This is a genomic window from Lentzea chajnantorensis (assembly GCF_054300775.1).
Genome location: NZ_JBSDZT010000002.1, coordinates 4,670,966 through 4,690,266, shown reverse-complemented (window position 1 = coordinate 4,690,266; position 19,301 = coordinate 4,670,966). Strand labels below are relative to the sequence as shown.

Annotated in this window: 14 protein-coding genes and 1 pseudogene; 10 read left to right on the top strand and 5 right to left on the bottom strand. The window is 71.5% G+C overall.

Going from position 1 to position 19,301, the window contains the following annotated elements; translation table 11 throughout:
• Window positions 1-27: 27 nt before the first annotated feature.
• Entirely contained in the window at window positions 28-438 is a 411-nt protein-coding gene (locus tag ACVDFE_RS23410; RefSeq protein ID WP_360389296.1) for a Calx-beta domain-containing protein, read from the top strand.
• Here ACVDFE_RS23410 and ACVDFE_RS23405 read toward each other — a convergent pair.
• Complete coding sequence (locus ACVDFE_RS23405; protein WP_458431851.1) at window positions 416-3,217, bottom strand: BTAD domain-containing putative transcriptional regulator; 2,802 nt, start codon at window positions 3,215-3,217, stop codon at window positions 416-418. The genes ACVDFE_RS23410 and ACVDFE_RS23405 overlap by 23 nt on opposite strands.
• 190 nt (window positions 3,218-3,407) lie before the next feature.
• Here ACVDFE_RS23405 and ACVDFE_RS23400 point away from each other — a divergent pair, with 190 nt between their 5' ends.
• From ACVDFE_RS23400 to ACVDFE_RS23385, 4 genes are all read left to right on the top strand, one after another.
• Window positions 3,408-4,169: a hypothetical protein gene (locus ACVDFE_RS23400; RefSeq protein WP_458431850.1), complete on the top strand. Its 762-nt coding sequence runs from the start codon at window positions 3,408-3,410 to the stop codon at window positions 4,167-4,169.
• Window positions 4,170-4,380: 211 nt separating this feature from the next.
• A complete protein-coding gene (locus tag ACVDFE_RS23395) occupies window positions 4,381-5,601 on the top strand; it encodes a helix-turn-helix domain-containing protein (RefSeq protein ID WP_458431849.1) in 1,221 nt (406 codons plus the stop codon).
• Window positions 5,602-5,957: 356 nt separating this feature from the next.
• Entirely contained in the window at window positions 5,958-6,560 is a 603-nt protein-coding gene (locus tag ACVDFE_RS23390; protein WP_458431848.1) for a hypothetical protein, read from the top strand.
• Window positions 6,560-6,805: a hypothetical protein gene (locus tag ACVDFE_RS23385; protein ID WP_360389309.1), complete on the top strand. Its 246-nt coding sequence runs from the start codon at window positions 6,560-6,562 to the stop codon at window positions 6,803-6,805. Before ACVDFE_RS23390 ends, ACVDFE_RS23385 begins: the two co-directional genes overlap by 1 nt.
• A gap of 248 nt (window positions 6,806-7,053) precedes the next feature.
• Here the strand turns inward: ACVDFE_RS23385 and ACVDFE_RS23380 are convergent.
• A pseudogene (locus ACVDFE_RS23380) lies at window positions 7,054-7,963 on the bottom strand (MGH1-like glycoside hydrolase domain-containing protein).
• A gap of 400 nt (window positions 7,964-8,363) precedes the next feature.
• On the opposite strand from ACVDFE_RS23380, the gene ACVDFE_RS23375 reads away from it, so the two are divergent.
• On the top strand, window positions 8,364-8,639 hold the full coding sequence (locus ACVDFE_RS23375) for a hypothetical protein (protein WP_458434484.1): 276 nt from the start codon (window positions 8,364-8,366) through the stop codon (window positions 8,637-8,639).
• Between the two features lie 110 nt (window positions 8,640-8,749).
• Here ACVDFE_RS23375 and ACVDFE_RS23370 read toward each other — a convergent pair whose 3' ends face one another.
• From ACVDFE_RS23370 to ACVDFE_RS23360, 3 genes are read right to left on the bottom strand one after another with little or no spacing between them, the layout of a single operon-like run.
• Window positions 8,750-9,562 carry a carbohydrate ABC transporter permease gene (locus tag ACVDFE_RS23370; RefSeq protein WP_458431847.1) on the bottom strand — a complete coding sequence of 271 codons (813 nt, stop codon included), beginning with the start codon at window positions 9,560-9,562 and terminating at the stop codon, window positions 8,750-8,752.
• Complete coding sequence (locus ACVDFE_RS23365; protein WP_458431846.1) at window positions 9,559-10,428, bottom strand: carbohydrate ABC transporter permease; 870 nt, start codon at window positions 10,426-10,428, stop codon at window positions 9,559-9,561. The genes ACVDFE_RS23370 and ACVDFE_RS23365 overlap by 4 nt, the downstream gene beginning before the upstream one ends.
• Window positions 10,429-10,430: 2 nt before the next feature.
• Window positions 10,431-11,645 (bottom strand): sugar ABC transporter substrate-binding protein, encoded by a 1,215-nt coding sequence (locus ACVDFE_RS23360; protein ID WP_458431845.1) that lies wholly within the window; start codon window positions 11,643-11,645, stop codon window positions 10,431-10,433.
• 158 nt (window positions 11,646-11,803) lie between these two features.
• On the opposite strand from ACVDFE_RS23360, the gene ACVDFE_RS23355 reads away from it, so the two are divergent.
• The 4 genes from ACVDFE_RS23355 to ACVDFE_RS23340 all read left to right on the top strand — a co-directional run bounded on the left by ACVDFE_RS23355 (window position 11,804) and on the right by ACVDFE_RS23340 (window position 19,100).
• On the top strand, window positions 11,804-12,817 hold the full coding sequence (locus tag ACVDFE_RS23355; protein ID WP_458431844.1) for a LacI family DNA-binding transcriptional regulator: 1,014 nt from the start codon (window positions 11,804-11,806) through the stop codon (window positions 12,815-12,817).
• 243 nt (window positions 12,818-13,060) lie between these two features.
• Complete coding sequence (locus ACVDFE_RS23350) at window positions 13,061-14,812, top strand: RICIN domain-containing protein (RefSeq protein WP_458431843.1); 1,752 nt, start codon at window positions 13,061-13,063, stop codon at window positions 14,810-14,812.
• A 46-nt stretch (window positions 14,813-14,858) separates the two neighbouring features.
• Window positions 14,859-16,364 (top strand): arabinofuranosidase catalytic domain-containing protein, encoded by a 1,506-nt coding sequence (locus tag ACVDFE_RS23345; RefSeq protein WP_458431842.1) that lies wholly within the window; start codon window positions 14,859-14,861, stop codon window positions 16,362-16,364.
• A gap of 156 nt (window positions 16,365-16,520) precedes the next feature.
• Window positions 16,521-19,100 (top strand): glycoside hydrolase family 9 protein, encoded by a 2,580-nt coding sequence (locus ACVDFE_RS23340; RefSeq protein WP_458431841.1) that lies wholly within the window; start codon window positions 16,521-16,523, stop codon window positions 19,098-19,100.
• Window positions 19,101-19,301 lie beyond the last annotated feature (201 nt).

Here is a 19,301-nt window from a genome sequence, read left to right as displayed (position 1 = left end):
GAGACGGACCCGCCGAAGGGGTGGTCAATGAAGACGATCATGGTGTTGTTGCTCCTGTTGCTGGGAGTCGTGCCCGCACACGGAGCACCGGACTGCAACCCGCCCGACTGCCCGGTGGTGGTGGACGCGCAGGACGGGCCGGTGCACGAGAAGACGGGTCCGTACGCGGCGACGCTGGCACTGCGCTACGGCGCCACGCAGGAGAACGTCGAGGTGTCGTACCGGTTCGTGGACGGCACCGCGAAGCAGGGCGAGGACTACCGGTCCGCGCAGGGCGGAACGGTCACGATCAAGGCCGGCCAGAGCTACGCCCAGGTGCCCTACACGGTGTTGCGGGTCGGTGCCCAGCAGAAGCAGTTCACCCTGCAGATCACCGCGGTGAGACCGGGTCAGGTCGGCAAGGCGGTCGCGGTGTTCACGATCGGCGGCACGAGGTGAACAGCCTGAGCGCCTGAGCCCAGTGGCGCAGGGCCTCGGTCCACCGCCCGCACCGGCCCTCCAGGTCGGCGCACGAGCGGTGGACCGAGGCCTCCTCGAAGGCGTCCGGCGCCTGGGCGCGGGCGGTCAGCGCGGCCGCGAGGTGGTCGCGGGCGGCGGCGAGGTCGCCCAGGGCGAGCGCGGTCTCGCCGAGCTGGTGCAGCGCGTAGGCCTCGCGGTGGCGGTCGCCCAGTGCCCGGCAGATCGACAACGCACCGGTCAGGTGCTCCCGCGCCACCGCCGGATCGCCGAGTGCGAGCTGCGTGACGCCGAGGTGGGTGAGCGCGTCGGCCTCGAAGCGGTGGTCGGTGACCTCGCGGCTGATCCGCAGCGCGTCCCCGAAGTAGCGCAGCGCCGGTGCCCGGTCGGCGAGCTGGTGGAAGGCGTTGCCCAGCGACATCAGGGTCGCCGCCTCCAGCCGGGAGTTCCCCTCCGCGCGGAAGGTCTCCAGCGCCGCGAACAACGGCCCGACCGCGCGGTCCGCCCGGCCCATCCGCACGCAGGTGTAGCCGAGGTTGCGCCGCGCCAGCGCCACGCCCACCGCGTCACCCGCCGCGCCGTGCACCCGCATGGCGGCCTCGTAAGACTCCAGCGCCCGGTCGAACTCGCGCAGCTCGGAGTGCGCGTTGCCGATGTTGTTGTGCAGCCGGGCCTCCCCGCGCAGGTCACCGGCCTCCTGGACGAGCGCGAGCGCCTGCCGCTGCACCACCATGGCCTCCGCGATGCGCGAGGTCATCTGCAACGCGATCCCCAGGCCGCGCAACATCTCCGCCTCCGCCCGCCGGTCACCGAGCGCGCGGGCGGCCGCGACGGCGTGCTCGCACTGCTCCACGCGCGCCGCCCAGTTGCCGCGCGCCTCGAAGTAGCTCGTCAGCAGGTACGCCAGCTGCCAGGTCTCCCGCCGCAGACCGGCGTTCGCGGCCAGCCGGATGACGTGCAGCAGGTTGTCGCGCTCGGCGTCGAGGTGGGCCAGCACCTCGACGCGGTCGGCCGCGAACGGCAGGTCGTCGCACGGCGGGCGGGTCACGAGGTCGTGGCGCGGGTTGAGCACCGCGTTGGCCGCGTGCGCGATCGTCAGGTACCGGTCGAGCAGGCGTTCCAGCCCGTCGCCGAGGTCACCGCTCTGCCGGGCGAACAGCCGGACCAGGTCGTGCAGCGCGTACCGGCCGGCGCCGACCTCGCTGACGAGGTGCGACGCGACCAGCTCGTCGAGCCCCGGTCCCAGCGCGTCGGCGAGGTCGGCGGGGAAGCTGGCCCCCGGGTGCTCGCCGAGCACGCGGAACAGGCGGGCCGCCTGCGGGCTGAGCGTGCGGTGCGCGCTCGCGAACACCGTGCGGACGGTGCGGTCGTCGCCCTCGACCGCCAGCACGTCGAGCGGGTCGTTGCGGGTCAGCTCCCGCACCAGGTCGGCGATCCGCCTGCCGGGTCGCACCGCGAGCCGCGCCGCCGCGATCCGCAGCGCGAGCGGCAACCGTCCGCAGTGGACGGCGAGGGCCGAGGTCGCGTCGGACTCCGCGTGCACCCGCTGCGCGCCGAGGATGTCGGCGAGCAGGTCGTGCGCCTCCGGTTCGCTCAGCAGGCCGAGGCGCACCGTGTGCACGGCGTGGTGCGTGCCGAGCGCGGAGAGCGTGTCGCGGCTCGTGACCAGCAGCAGGTTGCCCTGGTCGCCGGGCACGAGCGGCAGCACGTCCCGCGCGCGGCGGACGTCGTCGAGCACGATCAGCAGCCGTTTGCCGTGGGTGAGCGTCCGGTACAGCGCGGCCGGGTCGGCGGGTGTCCGGTCAGCGGGGACACCGAGCGCGTGCAGCACCTCGGCCAGCGCCTGGGCGGGCGTGAGCCGTTGCAGGTCCAGGAACACCTGCCCGTCGGGGAACCGGTCGGCGACCCGGTGCGCCCACTCGACCGCGAAGGTGGTCTTGCCGACGCCGGCGACACCGGAGACCACGACGATCGGCGGCAGACCGGCCAGTGCGGCGAGCTCGGCGGCCCGGCCGGTGAAGTGCCCGGCACGGGCGGGCAGCTGGGCCGGTCTCGCGGTGCGCGTGACGGGTTTCGCGCTGTGCAGGGAGGGGTCGCGCCGCAGAACGGCGGTGTGCAGGGCGCTCAGCTCGGGACCGGGGTCGGCGCCGAGTTCGTCGGCGAGCCGGGATCTGAGGCGCTGGAACGCTTCAAGCGCGTCCGCGTGCCTCCCGTCCAGGTGCAGCGCCCGCATCAGCAGGCCGACGAGCCGTTCCCTGGTCGGGTGGCTCACCACCAGCCGTTCCAGCTCGCTGATCGCGTCCTGGCGGTCGAGCCGCTGCGCCCAGTGCGCCTCCAGGGCGGTGAGCCGCTGCTCGCGCAACCGGCCGATCTCCGCGCGGCCCCACCCGAACAGCTCGGTGCCGCCCAGCGGTTCGCCCCGCCACAGCGCCAGGTCCCTGGTCCGCTCGAACCGGTCGGCGTCCACGGAGGCGTCCAGCCGGTAGCCGCCGGGACCGGTGACGAGCGCGCCGGGCATCCCGCAGTCCGCGAGCGCCTGCCGCACCCGTGCGACGTGGCTGTGCAACGACCGCACGGCCGTGCGCGGCGGATCGTCCCCCCACAGCACGTCCACCAGGCGGTCGACGGAAACCGGTGTGCCGGCGCGGAGGGCGAGCACCGCCACGACGCTGCGCTGGCGGACGCCGTTCAGCTCGGCCCGGCCGAGCGGGCCGCACACCTCCACCGGCCCGAGGATCCGGACCTCGCCACGTCCGCCCACGTGCCGCACGGTAGCGGGCCGGACACCCCCGGCGGCAGCGCTGAACCGGGCAAACCGCCCGCATTCACGAATCTGCCGGTCACGTCCGCGTATGGCTCGCCCGGCCGCCCCCGTCGAATTCGACTCGAAGATCGCGGGCCGGAAGTCCTTTGCTGGCACCGTTTGCGGCCGATCTCGTAGATTGCCGGGCATGCCTTTGCGGAAAGCGATGTCCGTGGTCCTGGCCCTCCCCCTCCTGCTGGCGGGCCTGCCGTCCGCGACCGCGCACACCCGCTCGTGCGCCCGCGCGGACCTGCTGTTCTGCGAGGACTTCCAGTCCGTGCCGCTGGGCGGCGCGACCAGCCTGCGGTGGGGCGTCGACACCCGGCACGGCACGCTGACCGTGGAGAAGGCGGCCCGCGGCCAGCGGGTGCTGCACGTGCACACCGAGGCCAACGGCCGCGCGTTCCTGCGGGTCGACGACTTCTCCGCACCGGGCAACAGCTTCTACGGCCGGATGCGGCTGAAGGTGGACGCCTTCCCGAAGAAGCCCGACTGGGCGCACTACACCCTCGTCGAGGCCACCGGCCAGGGCAGCGCGGAGGTCGTGCGACCGCTGGGCGGCCAGTACGTGCCCACGTCCGGCCGCGCGCTGTGGGGCGTCGGTGCCGACGGCGGCCCGACCGGTGACTGGACGAACTGGCGGGAGTCCGCGCCCTCGCGCGAGGACGTGTGGCAGTGCGTCGAGTGGCGGATGGACGCCTCCGACAACCGCGTCGAGCTGTGGTTCGACGGCAAGCCGCAACCCGACCTGACCGTCTCGACCCGCTCGCACGGCGGCAACCCGGTGGACTTCGTGTTCCCGGCGTTCGACACGGTGAAGATCGGGTGGCAGCTCTACCAGCCCAACGACGGCGCCTACGACCTGTGGGTCGACGACATCGCACTGGGGTCGCGCCGCGTGGGCTGCTGACCGGCGGCACAACCCGCTCCGCGTTGGTCCTCGTTCCCCAGAGATCGAATGAGTGATGTCGAGAACGACCCGAGATGAGCCGTGCTCGTTCGGGTGCATCGCGACCAGGACGCCACGTCCTGGTCACCATCACCCATTTGCCGAGGTCAGACCCTGCGTATCCTGGTGACGGCTCTCGGCCTCACCCGGTGGCAGGAGGTGGACAGGCTCCATGACGAGCGACCAAAGCCTTGGCCTGCGCATCAAGCGCGCCCGCAAGCGCCGGCAACTCACCCAGGAACAGCTCGCGGAGAAGGCAGAGGTCAGCGTCGACCTGGTGCGCAAGCTGGAGCAGGAGATCCGGCACACCGCGAGCATGAGTTCGTTGACCCGCATCGCCCGCGCTCTCGATGTCGACGTGCCGCAGCTCCTCGGGCAGAAGTCGACCATCGAACCGATGGTGGACGAAGAGGCGGTCGGCATCCTGGCGATCCGGGATGAGCTGACCTCGTTGTCCTACTTCCCCGGGCTGGCGGACCAAGAGGTCTTCAACGACGAACCGCCCACCGTGGCCGGGCTGCGCATGGCCTTGGCGCATGCCGAGTCCATCCGGCAACACGGTTCGTTCGCCCAGCTCGGTGTGATGCTGCCAGGTCTCGTGGCCGAGGCACGCGCGGCCATACGCGAACTGGAGGGTGACGACCGGGTGGCCGCCTACGGTCTGCTGTCCGAGGTCATCCAGATCGCTTCGACCATGCTGACGGCGCTCGGCAAGCCGGACATCGGTTACATCGGGCTGATCCGGGCGCAGGAAGCCGCGGAGCAGTCCGGTGACGAGCTGTTGCAGGCGATGAACGTCTCCGCGCTGTCGTGGGTGTTCTTCAAGCAGGGGCGCCTTGCGGACGCGGAAACCGCGGCGCTGCGCAAGGCCGAACAGCTCGGACCCGACTTCGTCCGCGGTTCGGCGGAACAGCTGGCGGTGTGGGGAATCCTGATGCTCCGAGCGGGAAGCGCCGCGGTGCGGAACAAGCAGGTGGAGCGTTCGGAAGAGCACATGAGCCTGGCCCGTGCCGCAGCGGCGCGGGTGGGTACCGACCACAACATCTACGCCACGCCGTTCGGGCCGACCAACGCGAGCATCGCTGCCGTGAACGCGGCAGTGGAGAGCGAACGTTTCGAGTACGCGCTGGAGCTGGCCAAGTCGGTGCCCGTCAACGGCTGGGTGTCGCCCACGTTCCGCGCCCGCCACCTCCTCGACGTCGCCATCGCCCACAGCGAGCTCGACCAGGACGAGGCCGCCACCGCGCAGCTCCTCGCCGCAGAACGTGTTGCGCCGGAGTGGATGCGGTACCACACCCTCAGCCGGCAGACGGTCCACGAACTGGCTGAACGCGCACGACGCAGGCAAACACCGCTTCTGCGCCTGGCTGATCGGTTGAACATCGAGCTGTAGGGCCTCGCGAGGCGGGCGCGCTGTGACAGCGGCACCGCAGATTTCAAGGGACTAGGACGCGCCGTCCCAGTCCCTTCGCTCGTTCGGGTTCGCTCTGAACCTCCGTCACTTCTGCGGAAGGCGGAAAGCAGCCACAGTGGACGGTGCCCGGCGTCAGGGACACCGGCAGCGGTGATGCCTCCGCCCGCTGCGCGAAGCCTTGACGCCGGGTACCCCACGACGGCGACTTCTGGGAGCAGTTGAGTGATGCCCGCGTCCACAGCGACGAACGAGCCAGTACTCGGCCCGGCTCGAACGGTTCACGGCCACATCCGTGTGAACACGCCGGACGAGATCAGGATCGGAGAGGACGAGCGGTGAGCCGGACGACCGCGCCGTACATCACCAGTTGGAGTGCTGAGCTGGAGGTTCCCTTCAGGGTCGTTGAGCGTCCCGGGTTCGGCGTCGGCTACGCCAACGAGACCTTCGGCGATCGGGATGCGCGTGGTGTGCTGTGGCAGCGACCCGGCGTGCGCCTCGGCGTGGGCAAGCCGGAGTTCGGCAAGGTGCACCCGCTCAGGCAGCGTCGTGCCATGCGCAAGCTGCTGTGCCAGGTCTGCGCAGAGCCAGCCGACCGGAACGACGACGGCGTCTTGTGGTTGCTCCGCGACCACGAGGACGACTGGCCGGGTTGGCCGGACGGGATGGCGTGCACAGAGCCGCCTGTTTGCGTGCGGTGCGTCGCGGTGTCCCTGCGGTTGTGCCCGGCGCTCAGGCGGGGAGCCGTGGCTGTCCGCGTCCGGCAGTTCGCGGTGGCGGGGGTCCACGGGGCGCTGTACCGGAGGGGCACGTTCGGCCCCGCGGCCGTCGAAGAGGTGAACCTGGCTTACGACGACCCGGACGTCCGCTGGGTGGTGGCGTCTGCCTTGATTCGCGAGTTTCGGGACTGCACCGTCGTGCCGTTCGAGGAGCTCACCTGATGAGCGCTCACCACGGGCATCAGGGCGGGGCGATCGGTGTGGGCGAGCTGCTGAAGCGCCAGGTCCGCGTGTACCGGCCGGGCATCGCCGATGCCCCTCCGCCAGGCAGGCCCACCAGCCACGCACGGCCGGACCTGGCGCAGCGGACGCCCGGCTCGGTTGTTCCTCCGGACGAACGGTTCTTCGTCCAGCGCAACCCCGCGCTGCTCACGCGTGTGCTTGCCGGATTGCGTCGCCTCGCATGAGCCCGTTGCCGCAGCTGCCGTCAGTGTTGTCCACGCAGAACGCAGGTTTCCGAGATGATGTGCGCCTTTCCCCACTACCAGGCGAACCTCGACCGCCGCGCGGTGAGCCGGGCCCTGCAGTCGTGGCGGCGTGAAGCCGACGAGATGACCTGCACCGCGTTGGCGGCTGAGTGCGATGACTCGATTGCTCTGACGCCTCGTGACGCGCTCTTCCCCATCTGCGACGTCGTCATCCGCCCTCACCGCCATCAGGGCCGGTCCGCCGCCTCCGCGAGCAGCAGGTAGGCGGCCGCGGTCCAGGTGTAGGCGCGGTCGCGCAGCCCCTCCCCCGTCAACGCGTCGAAGTTCTCGGCGAACCCCGACTTCTCGCACGTGGCCAGGAACCGGGCGCTCACCAGGTCGGCCAGCTCCACCGCGCCGCCGCGGCGCAGGCCGTCCTCGACGAGCACGGTGGCGGGCGCCCACACCGGTCCGCGCCAGTAGCCGTCGGGTTCGTACCAGGGCGAGTCCGGCCGTTCGGTGGCCGGCCCGACGGACGTGAGGTGCGTGGCCGCCCCGGCGCAGAGGTGCTCGAACACCTCGCGCGGCAGGTGTTCGCCCAGCACGACGGGCATCAGGTCGAGCAGGCTCGCGCTGCGCCGTTTCGTGCCGCTCGCTACGCCCTGGCTCACGAAGTGGTCGCCGTGCCACAGCTCGTCGAGCAGGGCCGTCAGCAGCTCGTCGGCCTGCTCGGACCAACGGGCGGAGTTCTCGCCGGTCTCGGCGGCGAGGACGGCGAGCTTCCCGGCACTGCAGCACCAGGAACGCGGCCAGGTCGGGTGAGCGGACCAGGCGTTCCTCGCGGAACACCGTCGAGTTGTCCCAGCCGCTGTCGTTGCCGTGCTCGTAGTGCGGCAGGCGGCTGCCGGGTGCGCGGCGGTGGTCGAGCCAGAACGAGGTCCACGCGGACAGCTGGCGGTAGGCGGTTCCCACGTCCGGCAGCCCGCCGGGGAGGCGGTGGCGCAGCAGGGAGAGCGCCCAGCCGTGGATCGGCGGCTTGACGAAGTTGCGCAGCACCTCGGAGTGCGTGACGGAGTCGGGCAGCGCGCCCTCGGCGTCCTGGTGGTCGAACACCACCTGGAACTGCTGCCACGCGAGCTCCGGCGCGCCACCGGCCAGCGCCAGCGCGGTGAAGCAGTGGTCCCAGCTCCACACCTTGTCCATCCAGTGCTTCGACATCAGCACGGCCGGGCGACGCACGAACCCGGCCGGGCGCACGGTGGCCGACCAGAGCACGTAGGCGGCCAGCTCGGCGGCCGGGACGTGGTCGTCGCGCCACGGTGCCACGGCGTCGGCGAACCGGGTGAACTCCTCGTGCACGGCCGTCACGTCCTCGGCGAAGGTCGTAGCGGGTGAGAACGGCGCGCGGGCCGTGCCGATCTCCTCGACCAGCAGCTCCCACGGTTCCTCCGCGCTCAGCACCACCGCCCGCCGCGCCGTGCCGAGCGCCTGGTCGCCCGCCTGGTCCCACCGTCCGGACAGGACGGTCAGGCGCAGCCGGTGGCCGGTCTCGTAGGAGGTGAAGACCAGTCCACCGGCCGGGTCGGCGAAGAGGTACGTGCCGGTGAACGGGGTCAGCGCCGGTTCGGCGGCGCTGAGCTCCAGTCCGGTGCCGGTGCCCGAGATCCGCAGGACGTCCGGTGCCGAGAACACCGCGGTGACCCGGCCCTGCCCGGTGCTCCAGGTGAGGGTCGCGGGATCGGCGGTCACCTCGGCCGGCGCCGGCACGGGAACCAGGCGCAGCAACGGGTGCATGCCGTTGCGGTGCGAGACGAGGTGCACGTCGTCGGCGTAGGTGGCCAGTCCCACCACCGGGGAGAGGCCGAACCAGGCGCCGGACCGGCTGAAGGGGATCTCGCGCACGGAGAACTCGGTTGCCACGGCGTTCCTCTCGGTCCTTCGAACTCAGTCCTTCACGGCGCCGGAGGTGACCCCGGCGGCCACGTAGCGCTGGGCCAGCACGAGCAGCACGGCGGCCGGCACCGACGCGACCACGGCGGTGGCCATGATCGCGTTCCACTCCTGGTTGTTGTTGCCGATGTAGCGGTAGATGCCGAGCGTCAACGGCTGCCAGGCGCCACCGGAGTCGAGGGTCGCGGCGAACACGAAGTCCGACCACGCCCACAGGAACGCGAACAGCGCCGCGGTCACCAGGCCGTTGCGGCTCGCGGGCAGCACCACCGAGACGAACGTGCGCCACGGTCCCGCGCCGTCGATGCGGGCGGCCTGCAGCAGCTCGTCCGGCACCGCCGCGATGAACGACGTCAGGACCAGCACCGCGAACGGCACCGCCACCGTCGAGTCGGCGAAGACGAGGCCCCACACCGTGTTCGTGATGCCCAGCCGCACGTAGAGCCCGTAGAAGCCGAGCGCCATGATGATCCCGGGGATCATCTGCGCGACCAGCAGCACGAACCCGAGCACGCGCCGCCCGGCCGGCCACAGCTTCGCCAGCGCGTACGCGGCGGGCGCGGCCAGCAGCAGGGTGAGCACGACGGTGCCCAGCGCGACCAGCAGGCTGGTGCCGAAGTACGGCAGCTGTTCGTGCAGCACCAGCCGGTAGCCCTCCAGCGTGGGTGAGGCCGGGAACAGGTTCGGCGGCGACTTCCGCATCTCCCCCGCCGGGGTGAGGGAGACCGCGACCATCCAGTAGACCGGGAACAGCATCACCGCGGTCAGCCCCAGACCGGCCCACGTGCGCCACGACCGGGCCCTCATCCGCGCTCCTGCACCCGCGCGTAGCAGAGCCCGGCCACCAGCGAGACGAGGATCAGCACGGTCCCCACGGCGGCGCTGGGCCCGAACCGCGGCAGCGCGCCACCGAAGCCGAGCTCGTAGGACCAGGTCGCGAGCGTCGTCGACGAGCCGCTCGGCCCGCCCCTGGTCATGACCCAGATCAGGTCGAACACCTTGAGCGTGTAGACCAGCCCGAGCAGCAGCGTGATCGCGGAGACCGGCCGCAGCATGGGGAACGTGACGTGCCGGAACGTCTGCCAGCCGCTCGCACCGTCCAAAGCGGACGCTTCGTGCACCTCGGGCGGGATCGTGCGCAGGCCGCTGTAGAGCACCACGAGGTTGAACGGCACGCCGATCCAGATGTTGGCGATGGTCACCGACACCAGCGACCACGACGGGGAGGTCAGCCAGTTCACCGGGTCGAGGCCGACCGCCGCCAGTGCCGCGTTGACCAGACCCGACTCGCTGTTGAGCAGCCACGCCCAGGTCGACGCCGACACGATCAGCGGCAGCAGCCACGGCACGAGGAACAACGCGCGCAACGTCGCCGACAGCGGGAAGTCGCGGGCGAAGAACACCGCCAGCGCCAGGCCGATCGTGTACTGGAAGCCCAGCGACACGACCGTGAACAGCACCGTGTTCAGCACCGCCGTGCGGAACGCCGGGTCGGCGAACACCGCCACGTAGTTGTCGAGCCCGACGAACGGCGCGCCACCGCGGACGAACGTCCGCACGGTGTAGCCGCGCAGGCTCAGCTCCACCGTGGTGTACAGGGGGTACGCGTAGGAGATCAGCAGGTACGCGCTGAGCGGGGCCGCGAACGCCCAGGCTGCGAGCCGTGCGCGCACGGCTACTTCGCGGCGGCCGCGGTGGCCTGGGCGTCCTTCAACGCGGCCTCCGGTGTCTTGGCGCCGGTGAGCGCGGCCTGCACCGCACCCCACAGCGGTTGCGAGATGCGCGGGTAGCGGGTGCCGAGGTTGTCGCCGGTGCGCCCCTTGGCGGCGTTCACCGCGGCCACCCACACCGCCAGCTCGGGCAGGGCGGCCACCTGCTGCTCCTGCACGGACCGCACGGCGGAGACGTAGGTCAGGGCGGTGTCGGCGGCGAGCACGCGTTCCGGGCTCGTGAGGCAGGCGGCGATCTGCCCGGCCTTGGTCTCGGTGGCCTTGTCGTCCTGCACGGGCACGGTCACGAACTCGCCTCCCGTCGGCGCGGGCGCGGTGCCGCCGGTGCGACCCGGGATCGCGATGACGCCGTACTCGAAGCCGGTCTTCTTCGCGTTCTGCAGCTGCCAGGTGCCGTTCTCGGCGAAGGCGTACTCGCCGGTGGCGAACTCCTGCCAGCTGGTGGTCTGGGTGTTGCCGATGACCGAGTTGGGCGCGAAACCCTGGTCCAGCCACGACTTCCACAGCGTCAGCGCGCTGACGGCCTGGGTGGAGCCGAGGTCGGTGAGCGCGGCGCCCGAACCCCAGAACCACGGCAGGAACTGGAAGGTGCCCTCCTCGGTGCCGATCGCGGAGAACGTGATGCCCTTCTTGCCCGCCGCCTTCACCTTGGCCAGCGCGGTGGTGAGGGCCGCCCAGTCCGTGATCGCCGCGGGGTCGACACCGGCGGCGGCGAGCACGGACCTGTTGTAGTAGAGCGCCAAAGTGTTGGCACCGATGGGAACGCCGTAGGTCTGCCCGTCGAGCGCACCGGCCGACACGAGGTTGGGCGCCGCCGCGGACGCGTCGAGGCCGACCTCGGAGTTGGGCCGCAGCACGCCGCCCTCGGCGAGCGTCGACACCACGGGGTTGTCGACGACCAGGACGTGCGGCGCCGTGCGCTGCTGTGCGGCGAGCAGCACCTTGCCGGTCAGGTCGGTGGTGTCGAAGGACTGCCGCCGCACCTCGACGCCGGCCTCGGAACCGCACCGGTCGACGGTGCGCGCCCACTCGGAGCCGGCGGTGAACTGCGGGTAGGGGTCCCAGACGGAGAACACGTCCGGCGCGCCCGCGCTCGGCGCCGAGGTGCACGCGGTCACGGCCAGGCCGGCCGCGAGGAGGGTCAGGGCTGCGCGTCGCATGAGGTGGTCCTCCCTGCCGGCCCCGTCGCCGGCAATCATCGAACCGGTTCGATTTTCGAGCAGCCGCGCCAACGTAGCCGTCTCGGCTGACCGCGTGCAAGAGGCGGTGGCCTACAGTGTCGACTGTCGAATCGGTTCCTTCGACGAGGGGAAGCGGCATGAACATCGGCGAGATCGCCCGGCGGGCCGGGGTCTCCCGCAGCACCGTGTCGTACGCGCTGAGCGGCAAGCGGCCGGTGTCCGCGGCGACCGTCCGGCGGATCAACGACGTCATCGCCGAGCTCGGCTTCCGGCCCAACGCCAGCGCTCGCGCCCTCGCCGAAGGCCGCACCAGGACGCTCGGCCTGGTGATCCCGCCCGCGAGCACCCGGCTGACCGACGTGCAGCTGAGCTTCGTCGCGAGCGTCGTCGAGGCGGCCGCCGCGCACGACCACGACGTGCTGCTCTCCCCCAGCGGCGGCGACCACGACCGCTCGTTCGACCGCGTGGTGACCGGCCGCAGGGTCGACGGGGTGATCTTGATGGAGATCCTGCTGCACGACCCGCGCGTCGAGCGCCTGACCAGCACCGGCCTGCCGTTCGTGACGATCGGCCACGTCGCGGACCCGGCCGCCTCCTGGTGGGTCGACGTCGACTACGGCGGCCTGATCAGCCGCTGCGTGCGGCACCTCGCCGACCTCGGGCACCGCGACATCGTGCTGGTCAACCGCTCCGCCGAGCTGGTCGCGTCCGGCTACGGCCCGGCGGTGCGCGCGACGGCCGCGTTCCTGCGGACCGCCGCGGAGTGCGGCCTGACCGCCCACGACGTGTGCTGCTCCGACGACCCGGCCGCCGGCGTGGCGTGCTTCGAGCAGATCCGGGCGGACTGGCCGGAGGTGACGGCGGCCGTGACGATCAACGAGGCCGCACTGCCCGGCGTGCAGCGCGCGTTGCACGCGGCCCGCCTCGACGTGCCCCGCGACTTCTCGCTCACCGGCGTGATCGCCGACCGGCTCGCCGAGGACTTCCACCCGCCGCTGACCGCCGCCGACGTGCCCGCGGGGCAGATGGCGCGGCTCGCGGTCGACCTGCTGTTGGAGCAGATCGCCGACCCGACGGCCACGCCGCGGCACGCGCTGCTGGCGCCGTCGATCACGCTGCGGTCGAGCACCGGGGCGCGCCGGAGCGGCTGAGCCTCGACCTGCCGTCGGCGCGCGGAACGGGCGGTCCGGTCAGGGCGCCTCTGCGGGACGAACGGCGCGGCTCGCCGCGCTGCGGCCGAACCGGTTCGACCCACGAGCCTCTTGCCCAGAACTCCGCTGTGCGCGTACTTTCACTCCTCGATCGAACCGGTTCGAGTCTCCGTCGCCCCTGACCCGTTACGGAGCCCACCCATGGTTCACCGACGAACCCGCACAGCCCTCTTGGCGGTACTCGTGTCAGCCTTCGCGTTCACCACCCCTGCCCAGGCTGCGAACGAGGCCATCAGCGTCGACTTCGCCACGACCACCGGCACCCCCGCCCAGCGCGCCTCCGGCTGGATCTACGGCATGACGGAGAACGCCGCGGGGCCCGCCGACCACTTCTTCCGCGACGTCAAGTTCCGGTACATGCGCGCGGGCGGCGCGCAGCTCGACAGCCCTGGCGGCTGGGTTTCGGGCAAGTACGAGCGCCGCTGGAACGCCACCAGGGCGCAGTTGTTGCGGACACGCGCACTGGGCGGTGAGTTCGTGCTGCTGCCCCACGACCTGTGGGGCGCGGACGGCTACCCGATCTCACGCTTCCCCGGCGACAACGGCAACTGGACCGACTACGACAACTTCCTCACCCGCGTGATCGACGACGTCCGGGCGACCGGCGTGCCGGTGCAGTGGGACCTGTGGAACGAAGCCAACATCACGACGTTCTGGAACCGGTCGCAGGCGCAGTACTTCGAGCTGTGGCGCCGCACGTACCAGCGCGTCCGGGCGGCGTTCCCCGCGCACCTGATCGTCGGGCCGAGCCACGCGGGCGTGCCGTCCACCGGCGGCTGGTGGGTGCAGTACCTGGACTTCGTGCGCGCCAACAACGTCGTGCCCGACGTCTTCAGCTGGCACGCGCTGCCCGGCGACCCGGTCGCCAACGTCGCCACGGCGAACGCGACGCTCGACGCGCGCGGCATCCCGCACCCGCGGCCGTACCAGATCAACGAGTACGGCGCGTCGAACGAGCAGAACCCCGGCGACGGGGCGTGGTACATCGCGCGGCTGGAACGCGCCGGTGCCGACGGGCTGCGCGCCAACTGGGCCAGTGCGGGCAACCTGCACAACGACCTCGGCAACCTGCTGGTGCGCAACGCGGCCGGGCAGCACCAGCCCAAGGGCGAGTGGTGGGTCTACCGGTTCTACGCCGGGCAGACCGGCCAGAGCACCGCCACCACGCCGAGCCAGTCCTACGACTCGTTCGCCACCAAGGCCAACGGTGTCGCGAAGGTCCTCATCGGCGGCGGCAGCACGACCGGCAACGTCGCGGTCACGTTGCAGCGCCTGGACACCACGACCGGGCTCGTGCAGAACAACCAGGTCCGCGTTCTCGTGCAGCGCATCCCGCACAACAACGGCGGCGCGGTGCAAGGTCCGGTCACCGTGCAGAACTCCGTGGTGTCGTTGTCCGGCAACGCCGTCACGGTCACCGTGCCGCACAACGACGTCAACGAGACGTCCACGATCACGCTGTTGCCGCCCGGCTCGGCCGGGTTCCAGACCGTGGCCGCGGCGCAGCACTCCCAGCAGTGCCTGGACAACACGAACCTGAGCACCGCCGACGGCAACCAGCAGCAGCAGTTCCCCTGCGAGGGCGGTGACCAGCAGCTGTGGAACTTCACGCCGGTCGCGGGCGTGGCCGACACCTTCACCGTCGCCAACCAGCAGTCGGGCAAGTGCCTGGACGTCTCCTCGGCCGCGGACGGTGCCCCGGTCGTGCAGCAGGCCTGCGCGCCGGGGTCGACCGCCCAGCAGTTCACGGTGCGCAGGGTCACCTACAGCGGCAACGACCCGCACGACCACCAGCTCGTGGCGCGTGCCAGCGGCAAGTGCGTGGACGTGAACGGCGTCTCGACCGCGGCGGGCGCCCGGACCATCCAGTGGACGTGCAAGGCCGTGAACCAGAACAGCCAGCTCAACCAGACCTGGCGGCTCTGGGGCCGGTGACGGTCCCCGCCGGTCTCCGATCCCCCACAACGCAGTGGAGCGGCTCATGACAACGACCCGAACCAGCCCGAGGCGCGTTCTGCACGCGGCACTGGGCCTGTCCCTCGCGCTGGCCGTCCTCCCGGTCGGCTCAGCGGCGTCAACTCCCGCGGCGGCACCGGCACCGGTGGCGGCAGCGGCCACCGGGACGTGCGACATCTACGCGTCCGGTGGCACGCCCTGCATCGCCGCGCACAGCACGGTGCGAGCGCTTTACGGCTCCTACGGCGGAAACCTCTACCAGGTCCGGCGTTCGTCGGACAGCACGACGCGCGACATCGCCGTGCTGACCGCGGGCGGCAACGCGAACGCGGCCACGCAGGACGCGTTCTGCGCGGGCACCACGTGCGTGGTCACGGTGGTCTACGACCAGTCCGGCCGCGGCAACGACCTGTGGTACCAGGGGTCCGGCGTCGTGCCCGGCTCGCCGCAGAGCAGGCCGGCCGTCGCGACGTCCGAGGCGCTGACCGTCGGCGGCGACAAGGCCTACTCGCTCTACATCAACCCCGGCAACAGCTACTGGCGCGACGGCCACCTGACCGGTGTCCCCACCGGCAGCGCGCCGGAGGGCATGTACATGGTCACCAGCGGCACGCACGTCAACGGCGGCTGCTGCTTCGACTACGGCAACAGCGAGACCACCCGCAAGGCCGACGCGGCCGGGGCGATGGACGCCATCAACTTCAGCACGCAGTGCTGGTTCGGCGGCTGCCAGGGCACCGGTCCGTGGGTGCAGGCCGACCTCGAGTGGGGCCTCTTCCCCGGCGGCAGCCAGTCGTGGAACCCGAACCAGCGGGCGTTCCCCACCAGGTTCGTCACGGCCATGCTCAAGAACAACGGCACCACGCGGTTCGCGCTCAAGGGCGGCAACGCGCAGAACGGCACCGTGACGACGTTGTGGGACGGCTCGCTGCCACCGGGCTACAGCCCGATGAAGAAGCAGGGCGCCATCATCCTCGGCAGCGGTGGTGACTGCTGCAAGCCCGACGGCGGCGCGAACCTCAGCGCGGGCACGTTCTACGAGGGCGCCATGGTGGCCGGGTACCCGTCCGACGCGACCGAGAACGCCGTGCAGGCCAACATCATCGCGGCCGGGTACGGCACCGGCGGTGGCGGCGGTTCCACTGGACCAGTGCGCGCGCTGGCCGCCGGCCGGTGCCTCGACGTCAACGGTGCGAGCATCGCCGTCGGTGCGGCGGTGCAGATCTGGGACTGCCACGCGGGGGCGAACCAGACGTGGACGCGCACCGCGTCCGGCCAGCTCACCGTCTACAGCGGATCGACGCTCCGCTGCGCGGCGCCGCAGAACAACCAGTCGGCGGCGGGGACGGCGGTGGTGACCGCGACCTGTGACGGCAGTGCGAACCAGCGCTGGACGGTCAACGCCAACGGCACGATCACCGGTGGTTCCGGACTCTGCCTGGACGTCAACGGCGCCGCGACCGCCAACGGCACCAGGGTCGTCCTGTGGACCTGCCACGGCGGCGCCAACCAGCAGTGGACGTTCGGCTGACGCAGCCCGGTTGCTGCAGGTGGAGCAGGAGCGGCCGTCCGGGTGACGCCGCCAGGTCAGGGCTGAACGGGGCTTGCCGATGACGACGGGACCACCCTACGGTCTCCTGGGAGCGCTCCCAGAAGCCCCGTCGACGAGGACGGAGAACCTCACGAGATGAGATCGCAACCCCCACGCCTGTTCGTTGCCGCCCTGCTCACGGCGCTCACCGCGACCGCGCTGCCGGCAGCGGGCACCGCCGAGGCTGCGGAGTACGAGCGCGTGCTCAACGGGAAGTTCGACAGCGGTTCCGCCGACCCGTGGTGGAGCAGCGCCGGTGTGACGAACCGGGTGACCGGCGGCGAGCTGTGCGCCGCGGTCACCGGTGGCACCACGAATCCCTGGGACGCGCTGGTCGGCCAGAACGGTGTGCCGTTCGAGGCCGACCAGCCGTACACCCTGTCGTTCGACGCGCACGCCACCACCGCGCAGACGGTGGCCGCGGCGGCCGGTGAGGCCGTGAGCCCGTACCGGGGCATCGCCCGGCAGGAGTTCGCGGTGACGCCGACGAAGCAGCGGTTCAGCTTCACGTTCACGTCCGCCCTGGACTTCCCGGACGCGGGCAACGGCCAGGTCGCCTTCCAACTGGGCGGCCAAGCGGCCGACAACACCGTCTGCGTCGACAACGTGTCGCTCGTCGGCGGCGTGAAGCCGCCCGGTGGCGTCAACCCCAACCCGACCAGGAAGGTGCAGGTCGACCAGGTCGGCTACGTGCCGGGCCTGCCGAAGCGGGCGACGCTCGTGTCCACCGCGACCACGCCGCAGACGTGGACGCTGAAGAACTCCGCGGGTGCGGCCGTGGCCACCGGCCAGACCGTGCCCAAGGGTGCGGACGTGACGTCCGGCGACTCGGTGCACCAGATCGACTTCTCGTCGTACGACACGGCGGGCACCGGGTACACGCTGGTGGTCGGGTCGGACGCCAGCTTCCCGTTCGACATCTCGGCCGACGCGGTGAAGCGGCTGCGCTACGACTCGCTGGCGTTCTTCTACCACCAGCGCAGCGGCACGCCGATCGACGCGCAGTACGTGGGCGAGCAGTACGCGCGCCCGGCCGGTCACGTGAACGTCGCGCCGAACCAGGGCGACAACAACGTGCCGTGCCGCGCGGACCTCGCCTGCGGCTACACGCTCGACGTGCGCGGCGGCTGGTACGACGCGGGCGACCACGGCAAGTACGTGGTCAACGGCGGCATCTCGGTCTGGCAGCTGCTCAACTCCTACGAGCGCGCGTCCCGCATCGGTGACGCCTCGGCGTTCCGCGACGGCACGCTCGCCATCCCGGAGAAGTCCAACGGCGTGCCCGACCTGCTCGACGAGGCCCGCTGGGAGGTCGACTTCCTGCTGAAGATGCAGGCACCGGACGGCATGGCGCACCACAAGGTCCACGACGCCAACTGGACGGCCCTGCCGACCCGCCCCGAGCTCGACGACCAGCCGCGCAGGCTGTCGGCGACCAGCACGGCGGCGACGCTGAACCTGGCGGCCGTGGCGGCGCAGGCGTCCCGCCTCTGGAAGTCGATCGACGCCACGTACTCGGCGAAGCTGCTCACCGCGGCCCGCAAGGCGTACACGGCGGCGAAGGCCAACCCGAACAAGATCGCGGACCCGAACGACGGCACCGGCGGCGGCGCCTACAGCGACAGCACCCTGACCGACGAGTTCTACTGGGCCGCTGCCGAGCTGTACGCGACGACCGGCGAGGCCGCCTACCGCACCGACGTGACCGGCTCCACGCACTACAAGGGCGCCAGCCTGACCAGGGCCGGCTTCTTCTGGGGCGGCACGGCGCCCCTGGGCGACATCACCCTCGCCCTGGTGCCCACCGGCCTGCCCGCCGCGGACGTCGCGGCGACCAAGTCGGCGTTCGCCACCGTGGCCGACCAGCACCTGGCCGCCATGGCCCAGATGGGCTACGCGACGCCGTACGACAACAGCGTCGACGGCTACGTCTGGGGCTCGAACTCCGCGGTGCTGAACAACGCCCAGGTGATCGCGCTGGCCCACGACTTCACCGGAGCGGACAAGTACCGCGACGGCGTCTTCGAGGCCCTGCACTACCTCCTCGGCCGCAACCCGCTGAGCACCTCGTACGTGGCGGGCTACGGCGACCAGGCCGTGCAGAACGTGCACCACCGCTTCTGGGCCAAGCAGAACGACCCGACCCTGCCGATCGCACCGCCGGGCTCCCTGTCCGGCGGCCCGAACAGCGGCTTGCAGGACCCGATCGTCCAGCGCCTGCTCACCGGGTGCCCGCAGCAGAAGTGCTGGGTCGACGACATCGGCGCCTACTCGGTCAACGAGGTCGCGGTGAACTGGAACTCGGCGCTGGCCTGGGTGTCCGGCTGGGCGGCCGAGAAGTCCGGCAAGCCGCCGGTCCCCGTCTCGGACTGCGAGGTCACCTACACCGCGAACAAGTGGCAGGGCGGCCTGTCCGCGCAGGTGGCGCTGAAGAACACCGGCACGGCCGCGTGGACGGAGTGGAAGCTCGGGTTCGCGTTCCCCGGCGACCAGAAGGTCACCGCCGGTTGGTCGGCGAACTGGACCCAGACCGGCAAGGACGTGGCCGCGACGAACATGTCGTGGAACAACCGGGTCGAACCGGGCAAGTCGGTCTACATCGGGTTCAACGCCTCCGGCGGTGGAGCCGACCCGGCAGCCTTCACGATCAACGGCAAGGGCTGCAAGACCGGCTGACCCCCGAGGGGGCCGGCCCGGTCGACCGGCAGGACGAAGCGCGCCCGCTACCGCAACCGCGGTGGTGGGCGCGCTTTCGTGCCGGAGGGACGGCGTGGACCACCAATCGAGATACCCGGACAACCGTCCTGTGAGCGCTAACAGCCACTACCTGCGGTTATCAACCTGTCACTTGACTGGTCCATTGTTAGCGATAACACT

Bases quoted from the DNA above. Each gene is read 5' to 3' on its own strand.
- ACVDFE_RS23340 (WP_458431841.1), top strand. From the start codon at position 16,521: ATGAGATCGCAACCCCCACGCCTGTTCGTTGCCGCCCTGCTCACGGCG.
- ACVDFE_RS23385 (WP_360389309.1), top strand. From the start codon at position 6,560: ATGAGCGCTCACCACGGGCATCAGGGCGGGGCGATCGGTGTGGGCGAG.
- ACVDFE_RS23360 (WP_458431845.1), bottom strand. From the start codon at position 11,645: ATGCGACGCGCAGCCCTGACCCTCCTCGCGGCCGGCCTGGCCGTGACC.
- ACVDFE_RS23410 (WP_360389296.1), top strand. From the start codon at position 28: ATGAAGACGATCATGGTGTTGTTGCTCCTGTTGCTGGGAGTCGTGCCC.
- ACVDFE_RS23395 (WP_458431849.1), top strand. From the start codon at position 4,381: ATGACGAGCGACCAAAGCCTTGGCCTGCGCATCAAGCGCGCCCGCAAG.
- ACVDFE_RS23355 (WP_458431844.1), top strand. From the start codon at position 11,804: ATGAACATCGGCGAGATCGCCCGGCGGGCCGGGGTCTCCCGCAGCACC.
- ACVDFE_RS23370 (WP_458431847.1), bottom strand. From the start codon at position 9,562: ATGAGGGCCCGGTCGTGGCGCACGTGGGCCGGTCTGGGGCTGACCGCG.
- ACVDFE_RS23400 (WP_458431850.1), top strand. From the start codon at position 3,408: ATGCCTTTGCGGAAAGCGATGTCCGTGGTCCTGGCCCTCCCCCTCCTG.
- ACVDFE_RS23345 (WP_458431842.1), top strand. From the start codon at position 14,859: ATGACAACGACCCGAACCAGCCCGAGGCGCGTTCTGCACGCGGCACTG.